Genomic DNA, 18,743 nt, shown 5'->3' on the forward strand with positions numbered 1-18,743 from the left:
AAACTGGCGCGGCCCAAGGCCAGCGCACCCGCGCAAGGGCCGCCCCGCCGCGCTGGGTGCGTCCCCCTCCCGAATCGCGCAGCGAGTCGAGAGAGGGGGAAGGCGCGCAGCGCCTCAGGGGGTGCCTACTATTTCAGCAAGCCTTCGGCCTTCATCGCCTCCTGCACCGCAGGGCGGGCGGCCACGCGGTCACGGTAGGCGGCCAGGTTCGTCAGGGCGGAAATATCCACGTTGGTCGGCTTGGCCCAGTTGGTCACGGTGAACAGGTAGCCGTCGGCCACGGTGAACTGGTCGCCCATCAGGTACTGCTTGTCGGCCAGCTGGCTGTCCACCCACTGCAGGCGCTGCAGCAGCTTCTCGCGCGCCATGGTCTTGTATTCCTCAGGCGTGGCGGGGTTGAACAGGGGGCTGAAGCCCTTGTGGATTTCGGTGCCGATGAAGGTCAGCCATTCCTGCAGGCGGTAGCGCTGCAGCGAGCCGTTGGTGGGCGCCAGCATCTTCAGGGGCACCTGGTCGGCGATGTACTGCACGATGGCCGGGCCTTCGCGCAGGCGCGTGCCGTCGTCCAGCTCCAGCATGGGCACATAGCCCAGCGGGTTGATGCTGTAGTAGTCGGTGCCGTCCTGCAGCTTGTGGCTCTTGGTGCTGGCGAGCACGGGCGTGAAGGCCAGGCCCGCCTCGTGCAGGGCGATGTGCGGAGACAAAGAGCAGGCGCCGGGGGAGTAGTACAGCTTCATGATGAAAAGGTCCTTCCAAAAAAGTGACGGAGAAACCCGCCATCCTATGCCTTGTGCGTGACGCCTGCTGTCGTTCGGGTGCGCGCGGTTGTGTGGGACGGCCCCTGCGGCATCAGCTGTCGTAACCCGGTGCCTCGCGCTGCACCTTGCGCAGCAGTGCGGGCCAGGCAAACGCACCGCCCAGGCCGCCTGTCTGCACGCGCATGGCCTGCGCCACGCCGCTCACGATCTGCGGGTTCACGGCCGTGAGCTCGCCGCCGGCCTGCGCATCGATCTGGATGCGGCAGGTGTTCTCGAAGGTGTACATCGACAGGAACGCATCGGCAATCGTCTTGCCCACGGTGAGCAGGCCATGGTTGCGCAGCATGAGGAAGTTGGCCTCGCCCAGGTCGGCCTGCAGGCGCGGCTTTTCCTCGTCGCGAAAGGCCACGCCCTCGTACCCGTGGTACGCCAGCGAGCCCAGCACGAACGTGCTCTGCTGGCTGATAGGCAGCACGCCGCCCTTCTGTGCACTGACCGCCACGCCCGCGCGGGTGTGGGTGTGCAGCACGCAGCCGGCGTCGGGCCGGGCCTCGTGCACGGCGCTGTGGATCACGAAGCCCGCTGGGTTCACGGGGAAGGGCGAGTCGTGCAGCTTGTTGCACTGCATGTCCACCTTGATCAGGCTCGACGCGGTGATCTCCTCGAACATCAGGCCGTAGGGATTGATGAGGAACTGGTGCTCGGGGCCCGAGACCGACTCGGGCAGCTTGGCGCTGATGTGGGTGAAGACCAGGTCGCTCCAGCCGTAAAGGCTCACGAGCCGGTAGCACGCGGCCAGGTCGCAGCGCAACTGCCATTCTGGGGCGGACACGCTGTCCTTGAGCGAGGGAATGCTGAGCATGGGCTTGTCTCCGTGGGTTGTGGGTACGAAGGTCCACTGTAGGCCGCTGCAGCGCAAACGGGTGTCAGGCAGGCTACACAAGCGGCGTTTGGGGGTGCCCGGTACGGGCTTTCCCGCAATGTCGCAGCCGTTCCATTGCGCTGTGAGAACCTCCAATCGCGGCGCGGGGTGCGTCCCTAAAGTTCATTCATCCATCCCACCAGCCGGTGGGAGGGAACCACCGGACTTCTGGAGATCACCACCATGCGCAATCCCACATCGAAGATCGCGAGGCTGCTGGCCTCGTTCGCCGCCGCCACCTGCCTGTCGGCGCTGGGGCTGTCGGCCCACGCCCTGGAGACCGTGGACAAGGGCGCCTTCACCATCGCGTTCTCGGGCGACATGCCCGGCACCGGCTACCAGGACGGCAAGATGGTGGGCTACGACGGCGAGATCCTGCAGCGCATTGCGCAGGCGCTGCAGCTCAAGGTCAAGCCCGCGCTGATGGAGTGGTCGGGCACCATCGCCTCGGTGCAATCCAAACGCGTGGACGTGATGGCCGGCACCATGGGCTGGACCGAGCAGCGCTCGAAAATCATGGCGCTGAGCGACCCCATCCACTATTTCAAGAACGGCATCACGCAGTCGGACAAGACTGACTGGAGCCGCCTCAAGGACCTGGAAGGCAAGAAGGTCGGCACCATCACCGGCTTCTCGTTCATCCCGGAGCTGCGCAAGATCAACGGCCTGCAACTGGCGCTGTACGACACCTCGGACGCCGCGGTGCGCGACCTGCTGGCCGGGCGCATCGACGCGGTGATCGGCGACCCGCCGGTGATGCAGTACGCGATCTCGCAGAACCCGCAGTGGAAGATCAAGTTCAACGCGTTCAGCGACGCATCGCCCGACTACCCGCTGCTCACGGGCCTGGGCCAGGTGGTGTTCGGCCTGAACAAGGACAACCCCGAACTGGTGAAGGCCGTGAACGCCGAGATCGCCAAGCTCTGGGGCAGCTGCGAGCTGCGCAAGATCGGCAAGACCTACGGCCTGGTGCAGGACGTGTGGTACATCCCCGTGGGCCAGAACGCCCGGGCCGGCGTGGACCGCGCAGCGGACTGGAAGCTGCCGTCGTGCAAGGGATGAACTAGCGCCTCGTCGCATCGCCGGTTGCCCGATGGGGTCTCGGCGAATTGCCAAGCCGCATGCTGTCCAGGCATGCGGCTTTTGTCTTTGGCCCGGCATTGCGGGGCCGCCAGCCATCGCTGTGGGGCAGCGCTGTGCGCCGTCAGGCCTCCACCGTACCAGCCTGCAGCGCCTTGCGCATGCGCCCCGGCGGCATGCCGTACAGCTGCTGGAAGTGCCGGATGAAATGCGATGCGTCGGCAAAGCCGCATTCATACGCGATGGTGATGACCGGCAGGGCGGTGCTGGTGAGCATCCATTTGGCGTATTTGAGGCGCGCGTTGCGGTAGTACTCCGACGGCGTGGTGCGCGTCTCGGCCAGGAACACGCGCTCGAGCTGGCGGCTGCTCGAATCCACCAGCCGCGCGATGACCGCGATCTCGAGGGGCGTGCCGATGTTCTTTTCCATGAGCACGATGGCCTGGCGCAGCTTGTCGTGGTCGGTGGTGCCGTAGCCCAGCGCATGGCGGCGTGCCACGTGGGTGTGGCCGGCGGAGGGGTTCACCGTCATCTGGTGCACGACCTTGGCCGCGCGGTCGGGGCCGCAGTGCAGGCGCACCAGCTCGGCCGTGAGCTCCACGATGGAGATGCCGCCCGCACAGGTGATGCGGTCGCCGTCGAAGAGGTAATGCGAGTCCGTCACGAAGGGCAGCGTGGGGAACGCCTGCTGCCAGTCCTCCACGTGGTAGGGGTGCACGCAGGCGCGCCGCTGCGCCATGAGCCCCGCATGCGCCAGCGCGAACGAGCCGGTGCAGATGCCGATGAGCGGCTTGCCCAGCGATGCGGCGTACTGCAGGAACTCGCGGTAGCGCGGGTGGGCTGAGGGGATGGCCGGCAGCAGCCCGCCGATGACGGCGATGTAGTCGTAGTCGCAGTCGGACGAGAGCGATTCCTGCACGGGTACTTCGACACCGCAACTGGCGGCCACCGACTGGCCGGGTATGCCCAGGATGGTCCACGAGCAGCGGATCTGCCGGCTCTGGTCGCCCACATCGGCCGCGTGGCGCAGGCCGTCGCACAGGCCCGCCAGCGACAGCAGCGGGAACTGCGGCCACAGCAGGATGCCCACGCGCAGTTCGGAGGCCGATGACGCCTTGCGCCGCGGCGCGCTGGGCCGCGACGCCGCGTCGAGCTTGCCGATCAATGCACCAATGTCGCCTGTGTTCTGTGCACTGGTCTGGTGCGCGTTGGCGCCATTTTTGACGCCAGGGGCTTTGCGCTGGGGTGTGGTGGGGGGCATCGCGTTTTCCCTGCATGTCGCATACGTTCAATATAGCTGCGTCCCCCTCCAATGAACAGAGGGGCGCCATTCCTAGCATGGAGGCACTGGGTAGCAAGGACATGCGGGTGCAATTTGCGTGCCGCAGCGCCCGCACACCACTGTCTGGAGAACCATGCTGTGAACGACGACCATCCACCCCTGCTGCGCGTGAGCGGCCTCACCAAGAGCTACGGCCAGACGGAGGTGCTCAAGGGCATTTCCTTCGACCTGAAAAAAGGCGAGACGCTGTCGCTGATCGGGCCCAGCGGCTCGGGCAAGTCCACGTGCCTGCGCTGCCTGAACTTCCTGGAAAAGCCCAACGGCGGCGAGGTGCTGCTGCAGGACGAGCGCATCGGCCAGGTGCCTGCGCGCAAGGGCGGCGGCTGGCGGCTGATGAGCGACACCGAGATGGCACCGCAGCGCCGCGAGATCGGCATGGTGTTCCAGCTGTTCTATCTGTGGCCGCACCTCACGGTGCGCGACAACGTGGCGCTTGCGTCCATCAAGGCCGGCGGCATGCGGCGCGACGAGGCCCACGCGCTGGCCGAAGACATGCTGGAGAAGGTGCACCTGCGGCACAAGGCCGACGCCTACCCCGAGCAGTTGTCCGGCGGGCAGCAGCAGCGCGTGGCCATTGCGCGCACGCTGGCGCAAAAGCCCAAGCTCATCCTGTTTGACGAGCCCACGTCCGCCCTGGACCCAGAACTCGTGGGCGAGGTGCTGGGCGTGATCCGCGAGCTGGCCGACGAGGGCCGCTCGATGATCCTGGTGACGCACGAGATCCGCTTTGCGCGCGATGTGGCCGACCGCGTGATCTTCATGGACGGTGGCCACATCGTCGAAGAGGGCCCCGCCGCGCAGGTGATCAACGCGCCGCGCATGGAGCGCACGCGCAGCTTCCTGGGCCAGGTGGGCGGTGGCGCAGGGCTGGGTGCATGACCATGCCCGGACTCGATACCTTCACCCTGATCGCGCTCACGCTGTTGCGCGGTGCGTGGACGGCCGCGCAGGTGGCGGCAGGCGCCGCGCTGATCGCCGCGGGCCTGGGGCTGCTGCTGGCCTTGCTGGTGGTCTTCGTGCGCCACCGCGCGCTGCAATGGGCCATTGCGGCGTACATCGAATGGATGCGCAACGTGCCCGCGCTGGCGCATCTGTTCGTGCTGTATTTCGGCCTGGCGTCGGTGGGAGTGCGGCTGTCGCCGCTCACGGCCGCGGTCGTCGGCCTGGGCCTGGTGGGCGCGGCCATCCTGTGCGACGTGTTTGCCGCGGGCCTGCGCTGCCTGCCGGTGGGCCAGCGCGAGGCGGCATTGGCCGTGGGCCTGACACCCGCGCAGACGCTGCGCTGCGTGCTGCTGCCGCAGATGCTGCGCGTGACGCTGCCGTCGCTGGGCAACTACGCGAGCCAGCTGGTCAAGGACACCTCCATCGCGTCGGCCATCGCGGCGCCTGAAGTGATGTTCTATGCGCGCAACCTGGTGACGTCCACCTTCGAGACGCCGCTGATCTACCTGACCGCCATGCTGCTCTATGCGGCCATGGTGCTGCCCATCAGCTGGGCCTTCACGCGCCTGGAGCGCCACACTGCCAGGGGGGCACGATGACCGCATTCTTTGCAACCTATGCCGAGTACCTGGGCGAGTGGTGGCCGCGCCTGCTGGACGCCGCGCGTGTCACGGCCGAGCTGTCGGCCATCGGCTTTGCCATCGCCATCGTGCTGGGGGCGCTGCTGGTGTGGATGCTGCGCAGCGGCGTGGCCGTGCTGCGCCGCAGTGCGCAGGGCTTCATCGAGCTGCTGCGGGCCATACCGCTGCTAGCGCTGCTCCTGGCGATCTACTTTGCGCTGCCTTCCATCGGCGTGACGCTGTCGGGCTACTGGGCCGGTGCCATCGGCCTCGGAGTGCATGGCGCGGCCTATGTGGCGGAGATCCTGCGGGGCGGGCTGCAGTCGGTGCACGGCGGGCAGCGCGAGGCGGGCCTGGCGGTGGGCCTCACGCCGCGCCGCGTGTTCCTGCACGTCACGCTGCCGCAGGCGGCACGCGTGATGCTGCCACCACTGCTGAGCAGCTACGTGGCACTGCTGAAAGACAGCTCGCTGTGCGCGCTGATCGCCACCAACGAACTCATGCTGGCCGCCAAGGCGATCTCCAGCGAGTACTTCCTGCCGCTGCACGTCTTCATCCTGGTGGGGCTGTTCTATTTCGCGATCGCGTTCCCGCTGTCCATGCTCTCGCGCTTCATGGAGCGCCGCCTGGCGCAGGGCCGCCGCACGCTGGGGGCTGCATGACGACCACCGATCTCTCGATGCCATCCATGGTCTACGCGCCGCTGGCAGACCAGGCCGCGGCCATCCGTGCGGGCCGCTTGTCGAGCGAGGCGCTGGTGGAGGCGCAGCTCGCGCGCATCGACCGGCATGGCGCGCAGCTGCACGCCTATACCGAGGTCTACGCCGACGAGGCCCGCGCCGCCGCGCAGGGCCTGGACCGCATGGCCCGTGCGGGCGTCTTCGTCGGGCCGCTGCACGGCGTGACGGTGGCGGTGAAGGACCTGTTCGAGGTGCAGGGCAAGGCGATTGCCGCAGGCTCGCGCGCGCGGCCGGCGCGCATCTCCGGCATGAACGCCACGGTGGTGGACCGCCTGCGTGCGGCCGGCGCCATCGTGGTCGGCAAGACGCACACGGTGGAGTTCGCATTCGGCGGCTGGGGCACCAACGCGGTGATGGGCACACCCTGGAACCCCTGGGATGTGCACACGCACCGCACGCCCGGCGGCAGCAGCAGCGGCTCGGCCGTGGCGCTGGCGGCGGGGCTGTGCAGTGCGTCCATCGGCACGGACACGGGCGGGTCGGTGCGCATACCGGCCGGGCTGTGCGGCGTGGTGGGGCTCAAGACCACGCGCGGCCTCATCAGCCGCCACGGGCTCATCGAGCTGTGCCCCACGCACGACACGGTGGGGCCGCTCACGCGCACGGTGCGCGACAGTGCGCTGCTGCTGGAAGTGCTGGCCGGTGCCGACCCGCACGACGCGGTGTCGCTGCAGGCGCCCGTGCGCTCGGTGCTGCCGCACCTTGCGCGCGGCGTGCAGGGCCTGCGCGTGTGGACGCTGCCCGAGGCCGAGCGCCACGATGTGGATGCCGACGTGCTTGCGGCCTGCGACGCGGCGGTGCAGGTGCTGGTGTCGCTGGGCATGCAGCGCGTGGAGCGCGCGCTGCCGCAAAGCTGCGCCGAATCCATGCGCGTGGCGGGCAGCCTGATGAGCGCCGAGGGCTATGCCAACCTGGGACCGCTGTTCGAGCAGGACGGGCTGGAGTTCGACCCGCATGTGCGCCGCCGCATCCTGCTGGGCCGCGACATCGGTGCAGCGCAGTACATCGCGCTGCTCAAGCTGCGCGAGCAGGCCAAGGCCGACATGCTGCGCGCCATGGAGGGTGTGGATGTGTGCGCCTTTCCGACCAATGCGATCGCCGCCATCCCGGTCAGTGCGGTGGACGAGCTGGCCACGCCGCTGTCGCGCTTTGGCCGCTTCGTGAACCTGCTGGATCTGTGCTCGCTGGCCGTGCCGGCGGGCTTCACGCAGGGCGGCATGCCGGTATCGCTGCAGGTCATCGGCCGGCCGATGGACGAGCCGACGATCCTGCGCGTGGGCCATGCGTTCGAGCAGGCCACCGGCTGGCACCGCGCGGTGCCGCCGGGCTGGGACTGAGCGGCGCACCCCACCCCCTTTGTATTCACCCCAGGAGCTTTTCACCATGCCTGCGTTGTCCCCACGCGCGCCCCGGGCGTGCCTGCTGGCGCTCACCCTGCTGTGCGCCGCGGCCGCGGCCTCTGCACAGACACCGGCCCGAGGCGGCGCTTCGGCGCTGGAGCGCATCGCTCGCGGCGGGGTGGTGCATGTGGGCTACATCCCCACGCCGGGCACCTTTGCGTTCCGCGACGCGGCGGGCGACACAGTGGGCTACTCCATCGACGTGTGCCAGCGCGTGGTGCAGAACCTGCGCAAGGTGCTGGCGCAGCCGGCGCTGCGCGTGGAGTTCCGCCCGCTGGAGGCGGCGCAGCGCATACCGCTGCTCAAGGCCGGCAGCATCGACATCGAGTGCGGTGGCAACACCAACACCGTGGGCCGGCAAAAGGACGTGGACTTCTCGCACACGCTGTTCACCACGGGCGTGCGCTTCCTGGCGCGCCAGGCCGCGCTGATCGACGGCGTGCCCAGCCTGTGGCGGCGGCGCATTGCGGTGAGCAACGGCACCACGGCGCAGGAGACCATGGCGCGCGTGCAGCGCGAGCAGGAGCTGCAGGTCGTGGTGGTGGCCACCGATGCCGAGGGCGTGCGCCTGGTGGAAGAGGGCACGGTCGATGCCTTCGCGCAGGACGACATCCTGCTCTACGCACTGCTGGCCACATCGCCGAAGAAGGGCGACCTGCATGTCACCGGCCGCCACCTTACGGTGGAGCCGTATGCCTTCATGCTGCCCAAGGACGATGCGCCGCTGCGCGAGGTGGTGGACCGCACGGTGCTCGCGCTCATGCATTCGGGCGAGCTGGCCGCCCTGTACCGCAAGTGGTTCGACACCGAAGCGCTGCGCATCCCGATGAGCGCCCACATGCGCGAAAACATCCGCTACCCCAACAAGTACGGCATTCCCTGAACGCGCGGCGGTATTGCCGCAGTGGTCTTTTTTTTCCAGCCGGCCCTTTCAGTCCTTTCAGTCCCTTCATCCCAGAGCTTTTCATGAACACCAGCATTCCCTTCATCAGCGACCGGCAAGTGGCCGAGGCGCTGGATTTCGCGTCGGTGGCCACCGTGCTCGGCGACGCATTTGCCAGCCTGGCCGCGGGCGGTGCCGCCGTGCACCAGCGCCAGCGCACCGATTGCCGCGACCTGCGGCTGAGCACCATGGGCGCGGTGTGGGCCGAGCGCGGCGTGGCCGGGGTCAAGGTGTACCCCACGGTGCGGGGGCAGTTCAGCTTTTCCATCGTGCTGTTCGACGTGGTGACCAACCAGCCGCTCGCAGTGCTGGACGGCAACGAGATCACGCGGCTGCGCACCGCGGCCATCACGGCGCTGGTGGCGTCCAAGGCGGGCCCGCTGCGGCCGCGCAAGCTGGCGGTCTTCGGCGCAGGGCTGCAGGGCCGCGCGCAGGCCGAGGCTTTGAGCGGCTGGTTCGACTTCGGGGAGATCGCGCTGGTGGACCCCGCGGGCGACCCGGCGTGGGCGCAGACGCTGGCGGTGCAGGCGGGCTGCCCGGCGGCCTTCACCACGCCCGAAGCGGCGGTGCGCGGCGCGGACATCGTGGTCACGGCCACGCGCTCGGCCAAACCGGTGTTCGACGGCGCGTGGCTCGCGCCCGGCGCCTTCGTGGCCGCCATGGGCATCAGCGCGCCCAAGGGCCGCGAGCTGGACGACACCACCATGGACCGCGCGGGCCGCATCGTGCTGGAATGGCTGCCGCAAAGCCTGGCCGAAGCCGGCGAGGTGGTGCTGTGGCAGGGCCGCACGGCCAGCGCGCCGCTGGTGGACCTGCCCCAGCTCTACGCGGGCGGTGCGCCGTGGCGGCCCGAGGCGCCGGGCATCACCGTGTTCAAGTCGGTGGGCATCGGCCTGGCCGATGTGGCGGTGGCGCAGCTGGCGGTGTCGCGCATCCTGCAGCGCGCGCCCGCACTGGCAGGTGCGCTGCCATGAAGGTCTGCGTGATCGGCGCGGGCGTGATCGGCTGCGCCACGGCCTACGAACTGGCGCGCCAGGGCCACGATGTGCACCTGCTGGACGCGGCGCAGGCGCCGGGCCTCGTCACCAGCTACGCCAACGGCGCGCAGCTGAGCTACAGCTATGTGGAGCCGTTCGCGTCGCCCGCCACGCTGCGCGCCTTGCCCCAGCTGCTGTTGTCGCGCGGCTCGGCCGTGCGCTTGCACCCGCGCTGGGACTGGCGGCAGTGGGCGTGGGGCCTGCAGTTTCTGCGCGCGTGCTCGGCACGGCAGTCGGTGCGCGGCACGGCGCAGTTGCTGCAGTTGGCGCAGGCCAGCCGCGCGGCGCTGGCGCAGTGGATGGCCGAGGAGGACTGGTCCTTCGGCTTTGAAGAAAACGGCAAGCTGGTGCTGTGCCCCACGCCACAGGCGCTGCGCCAGCAGCAGCGCCAGGTGGCCGTTCAGGCCGCCATGGGCTGCCGGCAGGAGGTGCTGAGCGTGCGCGAATGCCTGGACAGGGAGCCCGCGTTGCAGGCGGCGCCGGGCCTGCCCTGGGCCGGTGGCGTGTGGACCCGCGACGAGTGCATCGCCGACCCGCACCATCTGTGCCGCAGCCTGGTGGGCAGCCTGCGCCAGCGCGGCGGCACGGCATCGTTCGGCGTGGTGGCGCGTTCGTTCGTGCGGCATGCAGGCCGGGTGAGCGCGGTGGCCACGGACCAGGGCGGGATCACCGCCGATGCCTTCGTGCTGGCCACCGGGCCCGCTGCAGGGCCGCTGGCGGCGCGGCTGGGCATCCACCTGCCCATCCAGCCCATCAAGGGCTACAGCATCACGGTGCCGTTTCGGGGCGGCGTGGCGCGGCCCCGCGCGAGCGTGACCGACCTGGGCCGCAAGACGGTGTTCGCACCGCTGGGCACGCACCTGCGCGTGGCGGCCATGGCCGAGGTGGGCGCCACGGGCCTCGACGTGCCCGCGGACCGGGTGCGGACCATGGTGGACGCCGTGGCGCAGACCTACCCGGGCCTGTGCGACCTGGACGCCCCGGCCGTGTGGGCCGGGCTGCGGCCCGCCACGCCCACGTCGGTGCCCATCGTGGGCCGCTGGCGCGACAGCAATGTGTACCTCAACGTGGGGCACGGCGCGCTGGGCCTGACGCTGGCGGCGGGCAGCGCGGTGGCGCTGGCGGGGCAGATGCAGGGGTGACAGCGCCTGGCCGTCACCTCCCGCGCTGCGCGCGAAGCCGCCGCCGCCCCAGCCAGGCCACCCCGAGCCCTGCCAGCGTCAGCATCCAGGGGCTGTCCACCGGGATGGCCTTGGCAGTGCCGCCGGGTCCTGCCAGGACGTTGATGTTCAGCGTGAAGGGCGAAATCAGGCCATTGGCGTCCGTGACCTGGATGACCACGCTGAAGCTGCCCGCCGTGGTGGGTGTGCCGGTGAGCAGGCCGCCCGCGCCGAGCGACATGCCGGGCGGCAGGGCGCCCGAGCTGATGGCAAAGCTGTACGGCCCTGTTCCGCCCGTCACCAGGATCTGGCTGTTGTAGGGCGTGTTGGTGACCGGCGAGGAGGGCGGGGTGACGGCCAGCACGCCGGCGACGGTGCCGGCGGCGACCAGGTCCCGCTCACGGCCCAGGAAGTCGGAGGCCGTGATGGTGAAGCTGTAGGCGGCGGCGGTGGTGGGTGTGCCGGTGAGCGCGCCGCCCGCCGACAGGTTCAGGCCCGTGGGCAGGACTCCGGTGCTGACCAGGAACTGGTACGGCGCCACGCCGCCGCTGGCGGTGAAGGTCACGCTGTAGGGCGTGCCTTGCACCGGCACGGGAACGGCTGCCGGCGTCACGCTGATGCTCTGCGCGGAGGCGGCAGCGCCCCACAGCAGGACGCAGGCGGCGCCCACGGCGGCGACGATGCGATGGCTCCAGGGGAATGCAGCCGGTCTTGCGCGGGCGGTCATTGGTGGCCTCCCCGCTGCTGGCGTTCGGCTTGCTTTTCCAGGGCCGACAGCCGCTGCGCCAGGCCCAGGAGCTCTTCGTCCCTGGCGGCCAGCCTCTGGTGCAAGGCTTGCACCGTCGCGGCGGCCAGGCCCGCCACATCGCTGGGTGCGAGCGTCTTCGGGCTGGCGCCCAGCTGAAAGCGCTGGTGCACGTCTTCCGCCATGGGCCCCAGGTGCAGGCTGGCGCTCAGATCGCTCAGGTAGCGCCAGGCATACACCGGCAGTTGCGCCACTTCGCCAAGGATGGCGTGGACCGGCGCGGCGGTGATGTCGTGCTTGAGCGTGCGGCTGGAGCCCTGGCTGAGCGTGCCGGCCACGGCAAGGTTGCCATTGGATTGCACCGACAGCGCAGGGCTGCCGCTGCCGCTCGGTGCAAGGCTCACGCCCGATGCGGTGGTCAGCTGCGTCCAGTACGCCGTGCCCGTGCCATGCGCAAGGCGCGTGGCGATGTCGCCGTTGTTGCGCAGCTCCATCTGCACGCGCGCGGTCGAGGCCGCGGCTGTCGTGTTGTCGACCCGCAAGCTGCCCGTGCCGTCGGAGCGGCGCAGGGTCAGCGGCGCCGCCGGGCGCGGAGTGCCCAGGCCGACGTTGCCGTCGCCGGCGATGTCCAGGCTGGCGTGCGGCGCCCCGGGCCGGATGCGCAGGGGCAGGCGCGAGCCGCCGGTGACGTCGCGCACGAAGAAGTTGGCTTCGTTGGCGGCAATGTCCCAGGTCTGGGGCGTGAAGCCGTTCAGGCCGTTCTGCTCTTGCCGCAGCGCCGGTGTGTTGTACGACAGCACGTGCAGGTCCAGCACGGGCGCGGCAGTGCGTATGCCCACGCGGCCGAGCGGGCTCACGTACAGGCTGTTGGCGGGTGCACCGGCCATCCACAGCGCCTTGACCTGGCTGGACGTGATGTTGGTGCCGGTGCTGGCTGCAGCATCGGCGATCCCCAGGTAGCTGGCACCGCCGCTGGCGCTGTCGTTGGTGAGCAAGGTCCAGGGAGAGTTGGGGAAAGGTGCGGCGCGGGTGTCGTGGAACCCGATGCGCAGGTTGTTTTCCTTCAGCCGCAGGGTGTCGTTGCCGAAGGTTTCGCCGTTGGTGCAATCCAGGCCTGTGCAGACGTTGCCCTGGATGATGTGGTCGTCGCTGACCACCTGGTCCTTGAGCACCATGCGCTGGCTTGCGCTGGCCGCAGTGATGGCCTGGGTGCGGGCGGTGCTGGCGCTGCTGGCGTTGTCGCCGGCCGCACCGGCCTCACCGCGGGGAGGCACGTCCGGAGGCAGCACGAAAGCGCCCCCGGCAATGGTCACGCTGGCGCTGAGCACGGCGCCGACAGGCCCTTCTGGCCGGGTGGGGGCCACCGGGGCCTCCTCGCGCCGGAGGGCGGCGGTGGCGGGGGCGAGCGTCAGCTCGTAGGTGTAGCGCCCGTCGGGCAGGGGCGTGTCCTGCAGTGCCAGGGCCAGGGGCTCGCGCAGCACGATGTCCTGCGGCGCGCCGCCTTCGCGGGCAATTCGCAGCGTGGCCCGGCCGTGGGGCACGGCCACGGTCCATTCCAGGCGCTGGGCCTGCAGGCGGGCGGTGATGGGGGTGGCAGCCGGTGGGGTGCCTGCGGCTGGGGTGGTCTGGGCCTGGGCGCTCTGGCCCAGCAGGCAGGCGGCGATGGCCGCGGCCACGGCCAGGCGCACGGCGCGAGGCTGCGGACGGCCGTAAAAGGCGGTTCGGTCGTGGGACATGGACGGCAGCTCCCTCAGCGCGCGGGCTTGGCGGGGGCCGCCATTTGCGCTTCCAGCAGGGAGATGCGGGCCTTGATCGCAGCGATGTCGGCTTCGCGCTCGGTCACCTTGCGCGCCAGTTCCTGCACGGCCCCCAGGGTCACGCCGGCGAGGTCGCCGGGGGCCAGGCTCTTGTCGTCTTGCCCGAGCTGGAAGATCTTGCGGAAGTCCTCTGCCATGGGGCCGACGTGGCGTTCCTGCGCGGGGCTGGCGGTGTAGCGCCAGTGGTAGAGCGGCAGGCTCAGCACTTTCTCCAGCAGGCTGGTGCCGTTGATGGGTTCGATCCCCGTCTTGAGCGTGCGGCTGGAGCCCGTGCTCAGCGTGCCGGTGATGGCCAGGTTGCCGTTGGCCGCGAGCGTGAACTGCGGCGTGCCCGCGCCCTGTGTCGCCAGGGTGAGGGCGGTGCCGGCCGTCATGTCCCAGCCGGTGGCTGCCGCGGTGGTGAAGCGCAGCGTGGCAGGCCCGTTGTTCGCCAGATTCAGCAAGGTGCGCTGGGCCGCGGTGCCGCTGGCCTCCTGCACCAGCACCTGGGCGCTGCCGTCGGTGCGCATCACATGCAGTGCGGCGGCAGGCGATGCGGTGCCGAAGCCGACATTGCCCGATGCAGCGATGTCCACGCTGCTGGTGGGCGCGCCAGGGCGGATGCGCAGGGGAAGGCGCGAGCTGTTCGTAACGTCGCGCACGAAGAAGTTGGCCTCGTTGGACCCGATGTCCCACGTCTGCGCGGTGAAGCCGCCCGCGGAGGACTGCTCCAGGCGGAAGGCGGGCGTGTTGCCGGTGGATGCGTGCACGTCCAGCGCAGGCGTGGCCGTGCGCAGGCCCAGCTGGCCGCTCGCGCTCACGTAGAGGCTGTTGGTGGGCGCCCCGGCGCTCACGGTGAACACCGGGTTGCCGGACGTCGCGTCCTCGATGGCGAGGTAGGAGGCGCCGCCCGAGAAGGTGTCGTTGGCCTTGATGCGCCAGTCGTTGGCGGGAAAGCCCGCGCCACTGCTGGTGTCGTCGAAATGGATGGCGAGGTTGCCTCCCTTGAGCCGCACCGTTTCGAACCCGAAGGTTTCGTTGTTCACGCAATCGAGGCCCGCGCAGAGGCTGCCCTGCACGACCAGGTCGTCGGCCACGACCTGGTCCTTGGTGGTGAACGTGGTGGCGGCTGGTGCGGTGCTGCGCTGCGCGGCGGTGGTGGCATCGGCCCCAGCGCCCACCACCTGGCCCTGCGCCACGGCAAAGGAGCCGGACACGATGCGCTGGTGCAGGGTGGCCTGGGCCTGGGCCGGGTCCATGGTGGCGGGGGGGTCCAGGCTCAGCTCGTAGAAATAGCGCCCATCGGGCAGGCGCGCCTGCCGGGGCTCCAGCACGATGGGGGCACGCGGGAAGACCTGGTCCGTGACGGTGCCGTCGGGCCGTACCAGGCGCAGCTTGGCTGCGCCGTGCGGGGCCTGGGCGGTCCAGGTGATGCGGTCGCTCTGGCGTGCCGCGGTGATGGTTGCCGCGGGGGCCTGGGCGGCGCAGGCCGCAGCGACCAGGCTGGCGACCAGCGCCAGGGAGGCTTTGTGGAAAGGGTGCATGGAGGTGGTCTCTGAAGCGGGCCGGGGGCTCTTCGAACTTTTCGGATGTCTGGCGTCGGGGGCAGCGGCAAGGCGCGTGGCTGCGCCGCCGCCGTTACCCGCGGAAACATTCGAGTCTGAATGAGCCCCGCTAACGCGTCAATCGTGAAATGCCAGGGTGTCGTGCGCTCGACGCAGCCCTTCGCCCCTTCTCTGGCCTCTCCGGCCATTCCGGCCTTGCAGCCCTTACCGCGTTCCCCTCTCTGCCCTGTGGCGGGGGGGGTTGCCGGCACGTCGCGTGCCGGCACCTGGGGACGGAGCGTTCAGCCTGCTTGCGGAATCGGCGCCCGCATGCCTGCGTTGAGCAAATTCCAGGCGTTGATGGTGGCGATCGCAAAGCCCAGGTCGGAGATCTCGGCGTCGGTGAACAGGGCCTTGAGCTTGGCGAACTCTTCGTCGCTCGCGTCGCTGTGCGGCGTGGCCGTGAGGATCTCGGCCCAGCGGAAGGCGGCGCGCTCGCGTTCGTTGAAGAACGGTGCCTCGCGCCAGCCGGCCACGGCGTTCAAGTGGCGCGCTTCCACGCCGTCCTTGACGAGGTAGTTCCAGTGCATGTCCATGCAGTAGGCGCAGCCGTTGATCTGAGAGACGCGCAGGAACACGAGCTCTGCCAGGCGCGCGCCCAGGGCGCCCTTCTTGATGGTTTCGGACACGTTGACCAGGCCCATGAAGGCCTTGGACGAGAGCTGGTGGTAGGGCAGGCGGGCGGTGTGCTGGGACATCAAAAAACTCCTGGGTGTGCCCTGGTGGGGCGGTGGTGGATGAAAGGGGGCGATGGGTGCGTGGCACAGGCCATCGCATTCCATACCTTTCAAGACGTGCGCGTGTTGTCCGGTGTGACAGCGGGCGGCGTTTTTTTGCAGCCTCCACTCCACTCCACAACACAACCACCCATCCATCCACGAACCCTTCGCCACCACAGCGCCCAGCGCCGCGCCTGTGTCAGTCCAGCGAGAGCGGGATCCCCGCGAGCTTGTCCGGGTTGCGGATCGCGTAGATCGCCACGATGCGCTCGCCGTCGGTCACGAAGGCCTGCGCCGATTCGAGCTGGCCGTCCAGGTAGCGCAGCAGCCCCGGCTCGCCGTTGATGAGCGCCATGCGGTAGACCACCTGCGCGCCCAGGCGGCGAAACAGGGCCCAGTACAGGTTGGCGATGCGAAAGGGGCCGACCAGCGGCTGGGCGAAGGATGGCACCTTGCCGCCACCGTCGCCGATGAGCTGGGCGTCTTCGCTGAGCAGTGTTTCGATGGCGTTGCGGTCGCCGCTGCGCGCGGCCAGCATGAAGCGCTGCAGCAACTGGTGGTGCACGTTGCGCGGCACCTCGAAGCGGGTGCGCGCCTGCTGCACGCGTTCGCTTGCACGGTGCACCATCTGGCGGCAGCTGGCCTCGGTCTTGCCCAGCTGGGCCGCGATCTCGGGGTAGTCGTAGTCGAACACCTGGCGCAGCAAAAAGGCGGCGCGCTCCTCGGGCCCCAGGCGCTCCAGCACGTACAGGAACGCCACCGACAGCTCGCCCGCCAGCTCGGCGGCCGACTCGGGCGTGTGCGCACCGTCCAGCTCGACCAGCGGCTCGGGCAGCCACCAGCCCACATAGGCCTCGCGCTCGGCCTTGAGCGCGCGCAGCCGGTCGATGGACAGGCGCGTGACCACCGTGACCAGCCAGGCCTCGGCGGACTGCAGGGCGGCGGGGTCGGTACGGCTCCAGCGCAGCCAGGCGTCCTGCAGCACGTCTTCGGCATCGGCGCGCACGCCGAGCATGCGGTAGGCGATGCCGAAGAGGCGGGGGCGCAGGGTGGTGAAGGGGTCGGTGGCGCAAGCGCCGGAGGTCGCTGGAGGGGCTGCGGAGGTCATGGGCTGGTGCCTGGGCTGGGGGTGGTGAAGCAGATCAACCGCCGCTGCGCGTTGTCTGGCCATGTTGACCAGACGGGGGAGACTGCCGGTGTGTGACAGTGTGGAGCGGTTTGCTCCTGTTTTGATAGCTGTTGGCGCTTGCCAGATGAGCGGTAGGGCCGGTTTTGATGGTCAACCGCAGTGCCTGGCGCCCGCGCGGTGGCACGCTGCAGCTCAAGGCCGGGACGGCGCCGCGCCCGGCTGGGTCAGCCGCTCCAGCCGCTCCAGGTACACGAAGGCCGACGCGGTGCTGGCGCCGCACATCTCGGCCGACGGCATGAGGCCGCCGCACACCGCGGGGCGCTCGGGCTGCCCAAAAATGAGGCAGCGCTCACCCGCGCCCAGTTGCACGCACCGCACCCCGGCGGGCTTGCCCTGCGGCATGCCCGGGATGGGGGAGCTGATGGAAGGTGCGGTGCAGCAGGCACCGCAGCCGGGGCGGCAGTCCATGGGGGTTGTGGTGGCTGGCTGGCGGGGGGCTGGGCGGGGCAGGGCGTCAGGCGGGTGCGCCTTCGGGGTGCAGGCGGGCAGAGGCCCACAGCACCTGGTCCACCACGCCGCGCACGCGGTCGCGGTGGGCGGGCTGCACCAGGGCACCCGCCTCGTCGAAGGCACTGCCGGCCGAGCCCAGCGCAAACGCCTTGGGCGCCAGCCAGCATTCGGCGTTGATGAGCAGCGGGGCCAGGTGGCTTTGCGAGCGCAGGCCGCCCAGGGCACCGGGCGATGCGCTGAGCATGCCCACCACCTTGCCGCGGAAGGACTTGCCGCCGTCTTCCCAGTCGGGGTTGCCCTTGACGGGGCTGGACGCCCAGTCGATGGTGTTCTTGAGCAGGGCGGTGTAGCTGCCGTTGTACTCGGGCGAGCAGATCACCCAGGCGGGGTGCCGCCACAGGATTTCCTTGAGCCGGATCACGTCGGCCGGCGTGCCCTGGGCTTCGAGGTCGGCGTTGTACAGCGGGATGTCGAAGTCCGACAGCTCCAGCAGCGTGACCGTGGCACCGGCATCGCGTGCGATGGCGGCGGTGGCGTGGGCCAGCTTGCGGTTGAAGGACTGCTGGCGCGTGCTGCCGGCGAAGACGAGGAGGGAGGGAGTGGTTGTGGGCATGGTGCCTGCGATTGGAGCACAGGCGCGCGGCAGGAATCCTGCAAGACGTGCCCGAGGGTGGGGACGCCTCAGCGGTCGTGCATGGGTGCGGCCGGCAGCCCGGGCCGGGCCTGTGGCACGCTGCGCCACACCAGCGTGCCCAGCGCGGTGGCAAACGCCGCCAGGCTGAGCCCGGCGCGCCAGAGGTTGGCGGCATTCCACCGGTCGCGCACATCCGCCCAGTCGGCCGGCAGGGCCTGGGGGTTCCAGGATTCGGTGGTGTGGTTCAGCGGCAGGTTCACCTCCTGGGTGAAGAACACGATGCCCAAAGCGTAGGCCGCCCCCACCAGCCCCAGCCCGCGCCACCAGCCTGCCCGGTGCTCCCGCCAGGCCGTGGCCAGGGCCAGTGCACACCACAGGGGCGGGCCGAAGAAGAAGGTGAAGAACAGCGCATGCCGCACGTTGCGGTTGAGGGCCGACTGCACGGTGGCGTAGGTCGCACCGTCCATCTGCAGCAGCGCCAGGTTGACGTTGGCGCTGTAGGTGCCGAAGAAACCGGCCATGAGGCCCAGCCACAGCACGGCCAAGGCATGGGGTGCGAGTGCGAGCGGGGAGGGGCCGGAGGTGGTGAAGGTAGAGGGGCTGTTGGGCATGGTCTGGCGGTGCGGGGAGTGGCGACCTGCCCACTGTCGCAACCTTCGGCA

The 18,743-nt window shown here is 69.9% G+C and carries 19 protein-coding genes; 8 read left to right on the forward strand and 11 right to left on the reverse strand.

Annotated features, from left to right (window positions below; translation table 11 throughout):
* Positions 1–128: 128 nt before the first annotated feature.
* The gene (gene gstA / locus ACSQ3D_RS13620) at positions 129–737 is read right to left on the reverse strand and encodes a glutathione transferase GstA (RefSeq protein WP_056171625.1); all 609 of its coding nucleotides are present in this window, start codon (positions 735–737) and stop codon (positions 129–131) included.
* A 112-nt stretch (positions 738–849) separates the two neighbouring features.
* Complete coding sequence (locus tag ACSQ3D_RS13625; RefSeq protein WP_436127271.1) at positions 850–1,620, reverse strand: class II aldolase/adducin family protein; 771 nt, start codon at positions 1,618–1,620, stop codon at positions 850–852.
* A gap of 243 nt (positions 1,621–1,863) precedes the next feature.
* On the opposite strand from ACSQ3D_RS13625, the gene ACSQ3D_RS13630 reads away from it, so the two are divergent.
* Positions 1,864–2,742: an ABC transporter substrate-binding protein gene (locus ACSQ3D_RS13630; protein ID WP_436127272.1), complete on the forward strand. Its 879-nt coding sequence runs from the start codon at positions 1,864–1,866 to the stop codon at positions 2,740–2,742.
* A gap of 142 nt (positions 2,743–2,884) precedes the next feature.
* On the opposite strand, the gene ACSQ3D_RS13635 is transcribed toward ACSQ3D_RS13630, so the two are convergent.
* Positions 2,885–4,021, reverse strand: coding sequence for a GlxA family transcriptional regulator (locus ACSQ3D_RS13635; RefSeq protein WP_082485703.1), 1,137 nt, complete (start codon positions 4,019–4,021; stop codon positions 2,885–2,887).
* Positions 4,022–4,072: 51 nt separating this feature from the next.
* Here ACSQ3D_RS13635 and ACSQ3D_RS13640 point away from each other — a divergent pair, with 51 nt between their 5' ends.
* From ACSQ3D_RS13640 to ACSQ3D_RS13670, 7 genes are all read left to right on the forward strand, one after another.
* On the forward strand, positions 4,073–4,981 hold the full coding sequence (locus ACSQ3D_RS13640) for an amino acid ABC transporter ATP-binding protein (protein WP_396504209.1): 909 nt from the start codon (positions 4,073–4,075) through the stop codon (positions 4,979–4,981).
* A complete protein-coding gene (locus ACSQ3D_RS13645; protein WP_235503864.1) occupies positions 4,978–5,643 on the forward strand; it encodes an amino acid ABC transporter permease in 666 nt (221 codons plus the stop codon). The genes ACSQ3D_RS13640 and ACSQ3D_RS13645 overlap by 4 nt, the downstream gene beginning before the upstream one ends.
* The gene (locus ACSQ3D_RS13650; protein ID WP_056410657.1) at positions 5,640–6,326 is read left to right on the forward strand and encodes an amino acid ABC transporter permease; all 687 of its coding nucleotides are present in this window, start codon (positions 5,640–5,642) and stop codon (positions 6,324–6,326) included. The genes ACSQ3D_RS13645 and ACSQ3D_RS13650 overlap by 4 nt, the downstream gene beginning before the upstream one ends.
* On the forward strand, positions 6,323–7,741 hold the full coding sequence (locus ACSQ3D_RS13655; protein ID WP_436127273.1) for an amidase: 1,419 nt from the start codon (positions 6,323–6,325) through the stop codon (positions 7,739–7,741). The genes ACSQ3D_RS13650 and ACSQ3D_RS13655 overlap by 4 nt, the downstream gene beginning before the upstream one ends.
* 46 nt (positions 7,742–7,787) lie before the next feature.
* Positions 7,788–8,687, forward strand: a complete 900-nt coding sequence (locus tag ACSQ3D_RS13660; protein WP_436127274.1) for an amino acid ABC transporter substrate-binding protein — start codon at positions 7,788–7,790, stop codon at positions 8,685–8,687.
* Positions 8,688–8,770: 83 nt separating this feature from the next.
* Positions 8,771–9,721 carry an ornithine cyclodeaminase family protein gene (locus ACSQ3D_RS13665; RefSeq protein WP_436127275.1) on the forward strand — a complete coding sequence of 317 codons (951 nt, stop codon included), beginning with the start codon at positions 8,771–8,773 and terminating at the stop codon, positions 9,719–9,721.
* Complete coding sequence (locus ACSQ3D_RS13670; protein ID WP_436127276.1) at positions 9,718–10,926, forward strand: FAD-dependent oxidoreductase; 1,209 nt, start codon at positions 9,718–9,720, stop codon at positions 10,924–10,926. The genes ACSQ3D_RS13665 and ACSQ3D_RS13670 overlap by 4 nt, the downstream gene beginning before the upstream one ends.
* Positions 10,927–10,939: 13 nt before the next feature.
* On the opposite strand, the gene ACSQ3D_RS13675 is transcribed toward ACSQ3D_RS13670, so the two are convergent.
* The 8 genes from ACSQ3D_RS13675 to ACSQ3D_RS13710 all read right to left on the reverse strand — a co-directional run bounded on the left by ACSQ3D_RS13675 (position 10,940) and on the right by ACSQ3D_RS13710 (position 18,692).
* Positions 10,940–11,671, reverse strand: a complete 732-nt coding sequence (locus tag ACSQ3D_RS13675) for an Ig domain-containing protein (protein ID WP_436127277.1) — start codon at positions 11,669–11,671, stop codon at positions 10,940–10,942.
* On the reverse strand, positions 11,668–13,425 hold the full coding sequence (locus tag ACSQ3D_RS13680) for a tail fiber domain-containing protein (protein WP_436127278.1): 1,758 nt from the start codon (positions 13,423–13,425) through the stop codon (positions 11,668–11,670). Before ACSQ3D_RS13680 ends, ACSQ3D_RS13675 begins: the two co-directional genes overlap by 4 nt.
* 14 nt (positions 13,426–13,439) lie before the next feature.
* Positions 13,440–15,029: a tail fiber domain-containing protein gene (locus tag ACSQ3D_RS13685; protein ID WP_436127279.1), complete on the reverse strand. Its 1,590-nt coding sequence runs from the start codon at positions 15,027–15,029 to the stop codon at positions 13,440–13,442.
* Positions 15,030–15,331: 302 nt separating this feature from the next.
* Positions 15,332–15,787: a carboxymuconolactone decarboxylase family protein gene (locus ACSQ3D_RS13690; protein WP_056410631.1), complete on the reverse strand. Its 456-nt coding sequence runs from the start codon at positions 15,785–15,787 to the stop codon at positions 15,332–15,334.
* A gap of 220 nt (positions 15,788–16,007) precedes the next feature.
* Positions 16,008–16,916, reverse strand: coding sequence for an RNA polymerase sigma-70 factor (locus tag ACSQ3D_RS13695; RefSeq protein ID WP_056410629.1), 909 nt, complete (start codon positions 16,914–16,916; stop codon positions 16,008–16,010).
* 213 nt (positions 16,917–17,129) lie between these two features.
* Entirely contained in the window at positions 17,130–17,405 is a 276-nt protein-coding gene (locus ACSQ3D_RS13700; protein WP_056171634.1) for a YkgJ family cysteine cluster protein, read from the reverse strand.
* Positions 17,406–17,451: 46 nt separating this feature from the next.
* Positions 17,452–18,060 carry an NADPH-dependent FMN reductase gene (locus ACSQ3D_RS13705; protein ID WP_436127280.1) on the reverse strand — a complete coding sequence of 203 codons (609 nt, stop codon included), beginning with the start codon at positions 18,058–18,060 and terminating at the stop codon, positions 17,452–17,454.
* A 68-nt stretch (positions 18,061–18,128) separates the two neighbouring features.
* Positions 18,129–18,692 carry an anthrone oxygenase family protein gene (locus ACSQ3D_RS13710; protein WP_436127281.1) on the reverse strand — a complete coding sequence of 188 codons (564 nt, stop codon included), beginning with the start codon at positions 18,690–18,692 and terminating at the stop codon, positions 18,129–18,131.
* Positions 18,693–18,743: the final 51 nt, after the last annotated feature.

It is taken from the genome of Acidovorax sp. LjRoot117, assembly GCF_964252695.1.
In the GTDB taxonomy this organism is placed as follows: domain Bacteria; phylum Pseudomonadota; class Gammaproteobacteria; order Burkholderiales; family Burkholderiaceae_C; genus Acidovorax.

What these genes read in the sequence shown, in the direction of transcription:
- gstA (WP_056171625.1), bottom strand. Translation starts at nt 737, where the DNA reads ATGAAGCTGTACTACTCCCCCGGCGCCTGCTCTTTGTCTCCGCACATC.
- ACSQ3D_RS13625 (WP_436127271.1), bottom strand. Translation starts at nt 1,620, where the DNA reads ATGCTCAGCATTCCCTCGCTCAAGGACAGCGTGTCCGCCCCAGAATGG.
- ACSQ3D_RS13630 (WP_436127272.1), top strand. Translation starts at nt 1,864, where the DNA reads ATGCGCAATCCCACATCGAAGATCGCGAGGCTGCTGGCCTCGTTCGCC.
- ACSQ3D_RS13635 (WP_082485703.1), bottom strand. Translation starts at nt 4,021, where the DNA reads ATGCCCCCCACCACACCCCAGCGCAAAGCCCCTGGCGTCAAAAATGGC.
- ACSQ3D_RS13640 (WP_396504209.1), top strand. Translation starts at nt 4,073, where the DNA reads ATGAACAGAGGGGCGCCATTCCTAGCATGGAGGCACTGGGTAGCAAGG.
- ACSQ3D_RS13645 (WP_235503864.1), top strand. Translation starts at nt 4,978, where the DNA reads ATGACCATGCCCGGACTCGATACCTTCACCCTGATCGCGCTCACGCTG.
- ACSQ3D_RS13650 (WP_056410657.1), top strand. Translation starts at nt 5,640, where the DNA reads ATGACCGCATTCTTTGCAACCTATGCCGAGTACCTGGGCGAGTGGTGG.
- ACSQ3D_RS13655 (WP_436127273.1), top strand. Translation starts at nt 6,323, where the DNA reads ATGACGACCACCGATCTCTCGATGCCATCCATGGTCTACGCGCCGCTG.
- ACSQ3D_RS13660 (WP_436127274.1), top strand. Translation starts at nt 7,788, where the DNA reads ATGCCTGCGTTGTCCCCACGCGCGCCCCGGGCGTGCCTGCTGGCGCTC.
- ACSQ3D_RS13665 (WP_436127275.1), top strand. Translation starts at nt 8,771, where the DNA reads ATGAACACCAGCATTCCCTTCATCAGCGACCGGCAAGTGGCCGAGGCG.
- ACSQ3D_RS13670 (WP_436127276.1), top strand. Translation starts at nt 9,718, where the DNA reads ATGAAGGTCTGCGTGATCGGCGCGGGCGTGATCGGCTGCGCCACGGCC.
- ACSQ3D_RS13675 (WP_436127277.1), bottom strand. Translation starts at nt 11,671, where the DNA reads ATGACCGCCCGCGCAAGACCGGCTGCATTCCCCTGGAGCCATCGCATC.
- ACSQ3D_RS13680 (WP_436127278.1), bottom strand. Translation starts at nt 13,425, where the DNA reads ATGTCCCACGACCGAACCGCCTTTTACGGCCGTCCGCAGCCTCGCGCC.
- ACSQ3D_RS13685 (WP_436127279.1), bottom strand. Translation starts at nt 15,029, where the DNA reads ATGCACCCTTTCCACAAAGCCTCCCTGGCGCTGGTCGCCAGCCTGGTC.
- ACSQ3D_RS13690 (WP_056410631.1), bottom strand. Translation starts at nt 15,787, where the DNA reads ATGTCCCAGCACACCGCCCGCCTGCCCTACCACCAGCTCTCGTCCAAG.
- ACSQ3D_RS13695 (WP_056410629.1), bottom strand. Translation starts at nt 16,916, where the DNA reads ATGACCTCCGCAGCCCCTCCAGCGACCTCCGGCGCTTGCGCCACCGAC.
- ACSQ3D_RS13700 (WP_056171634.1), bottom strand. Translation starts at nt 17,405, where the DNA reads ATGGACTGCCGCCCCGGCTGCGGTGCCTGCTGCACCGCACCTTCCATC.
- ACSQ3D_RS13705 (WP_436127280.1), bottom strand. Translation starts at nt 18,060, where the DNA reads ATGCCCACAACCACTCCCTCCCTCCTCGTCTTCGCCGGCAGCACGCGC.
- ACSQ3D_RS13710 (WP_436127281.1), bottom strand. Translation starts at nt 18,692, where the DNA reads ATGCCCAACAGCCCCTCTACCTTCACCACCTCCGGCCCCTCCCCGCTC.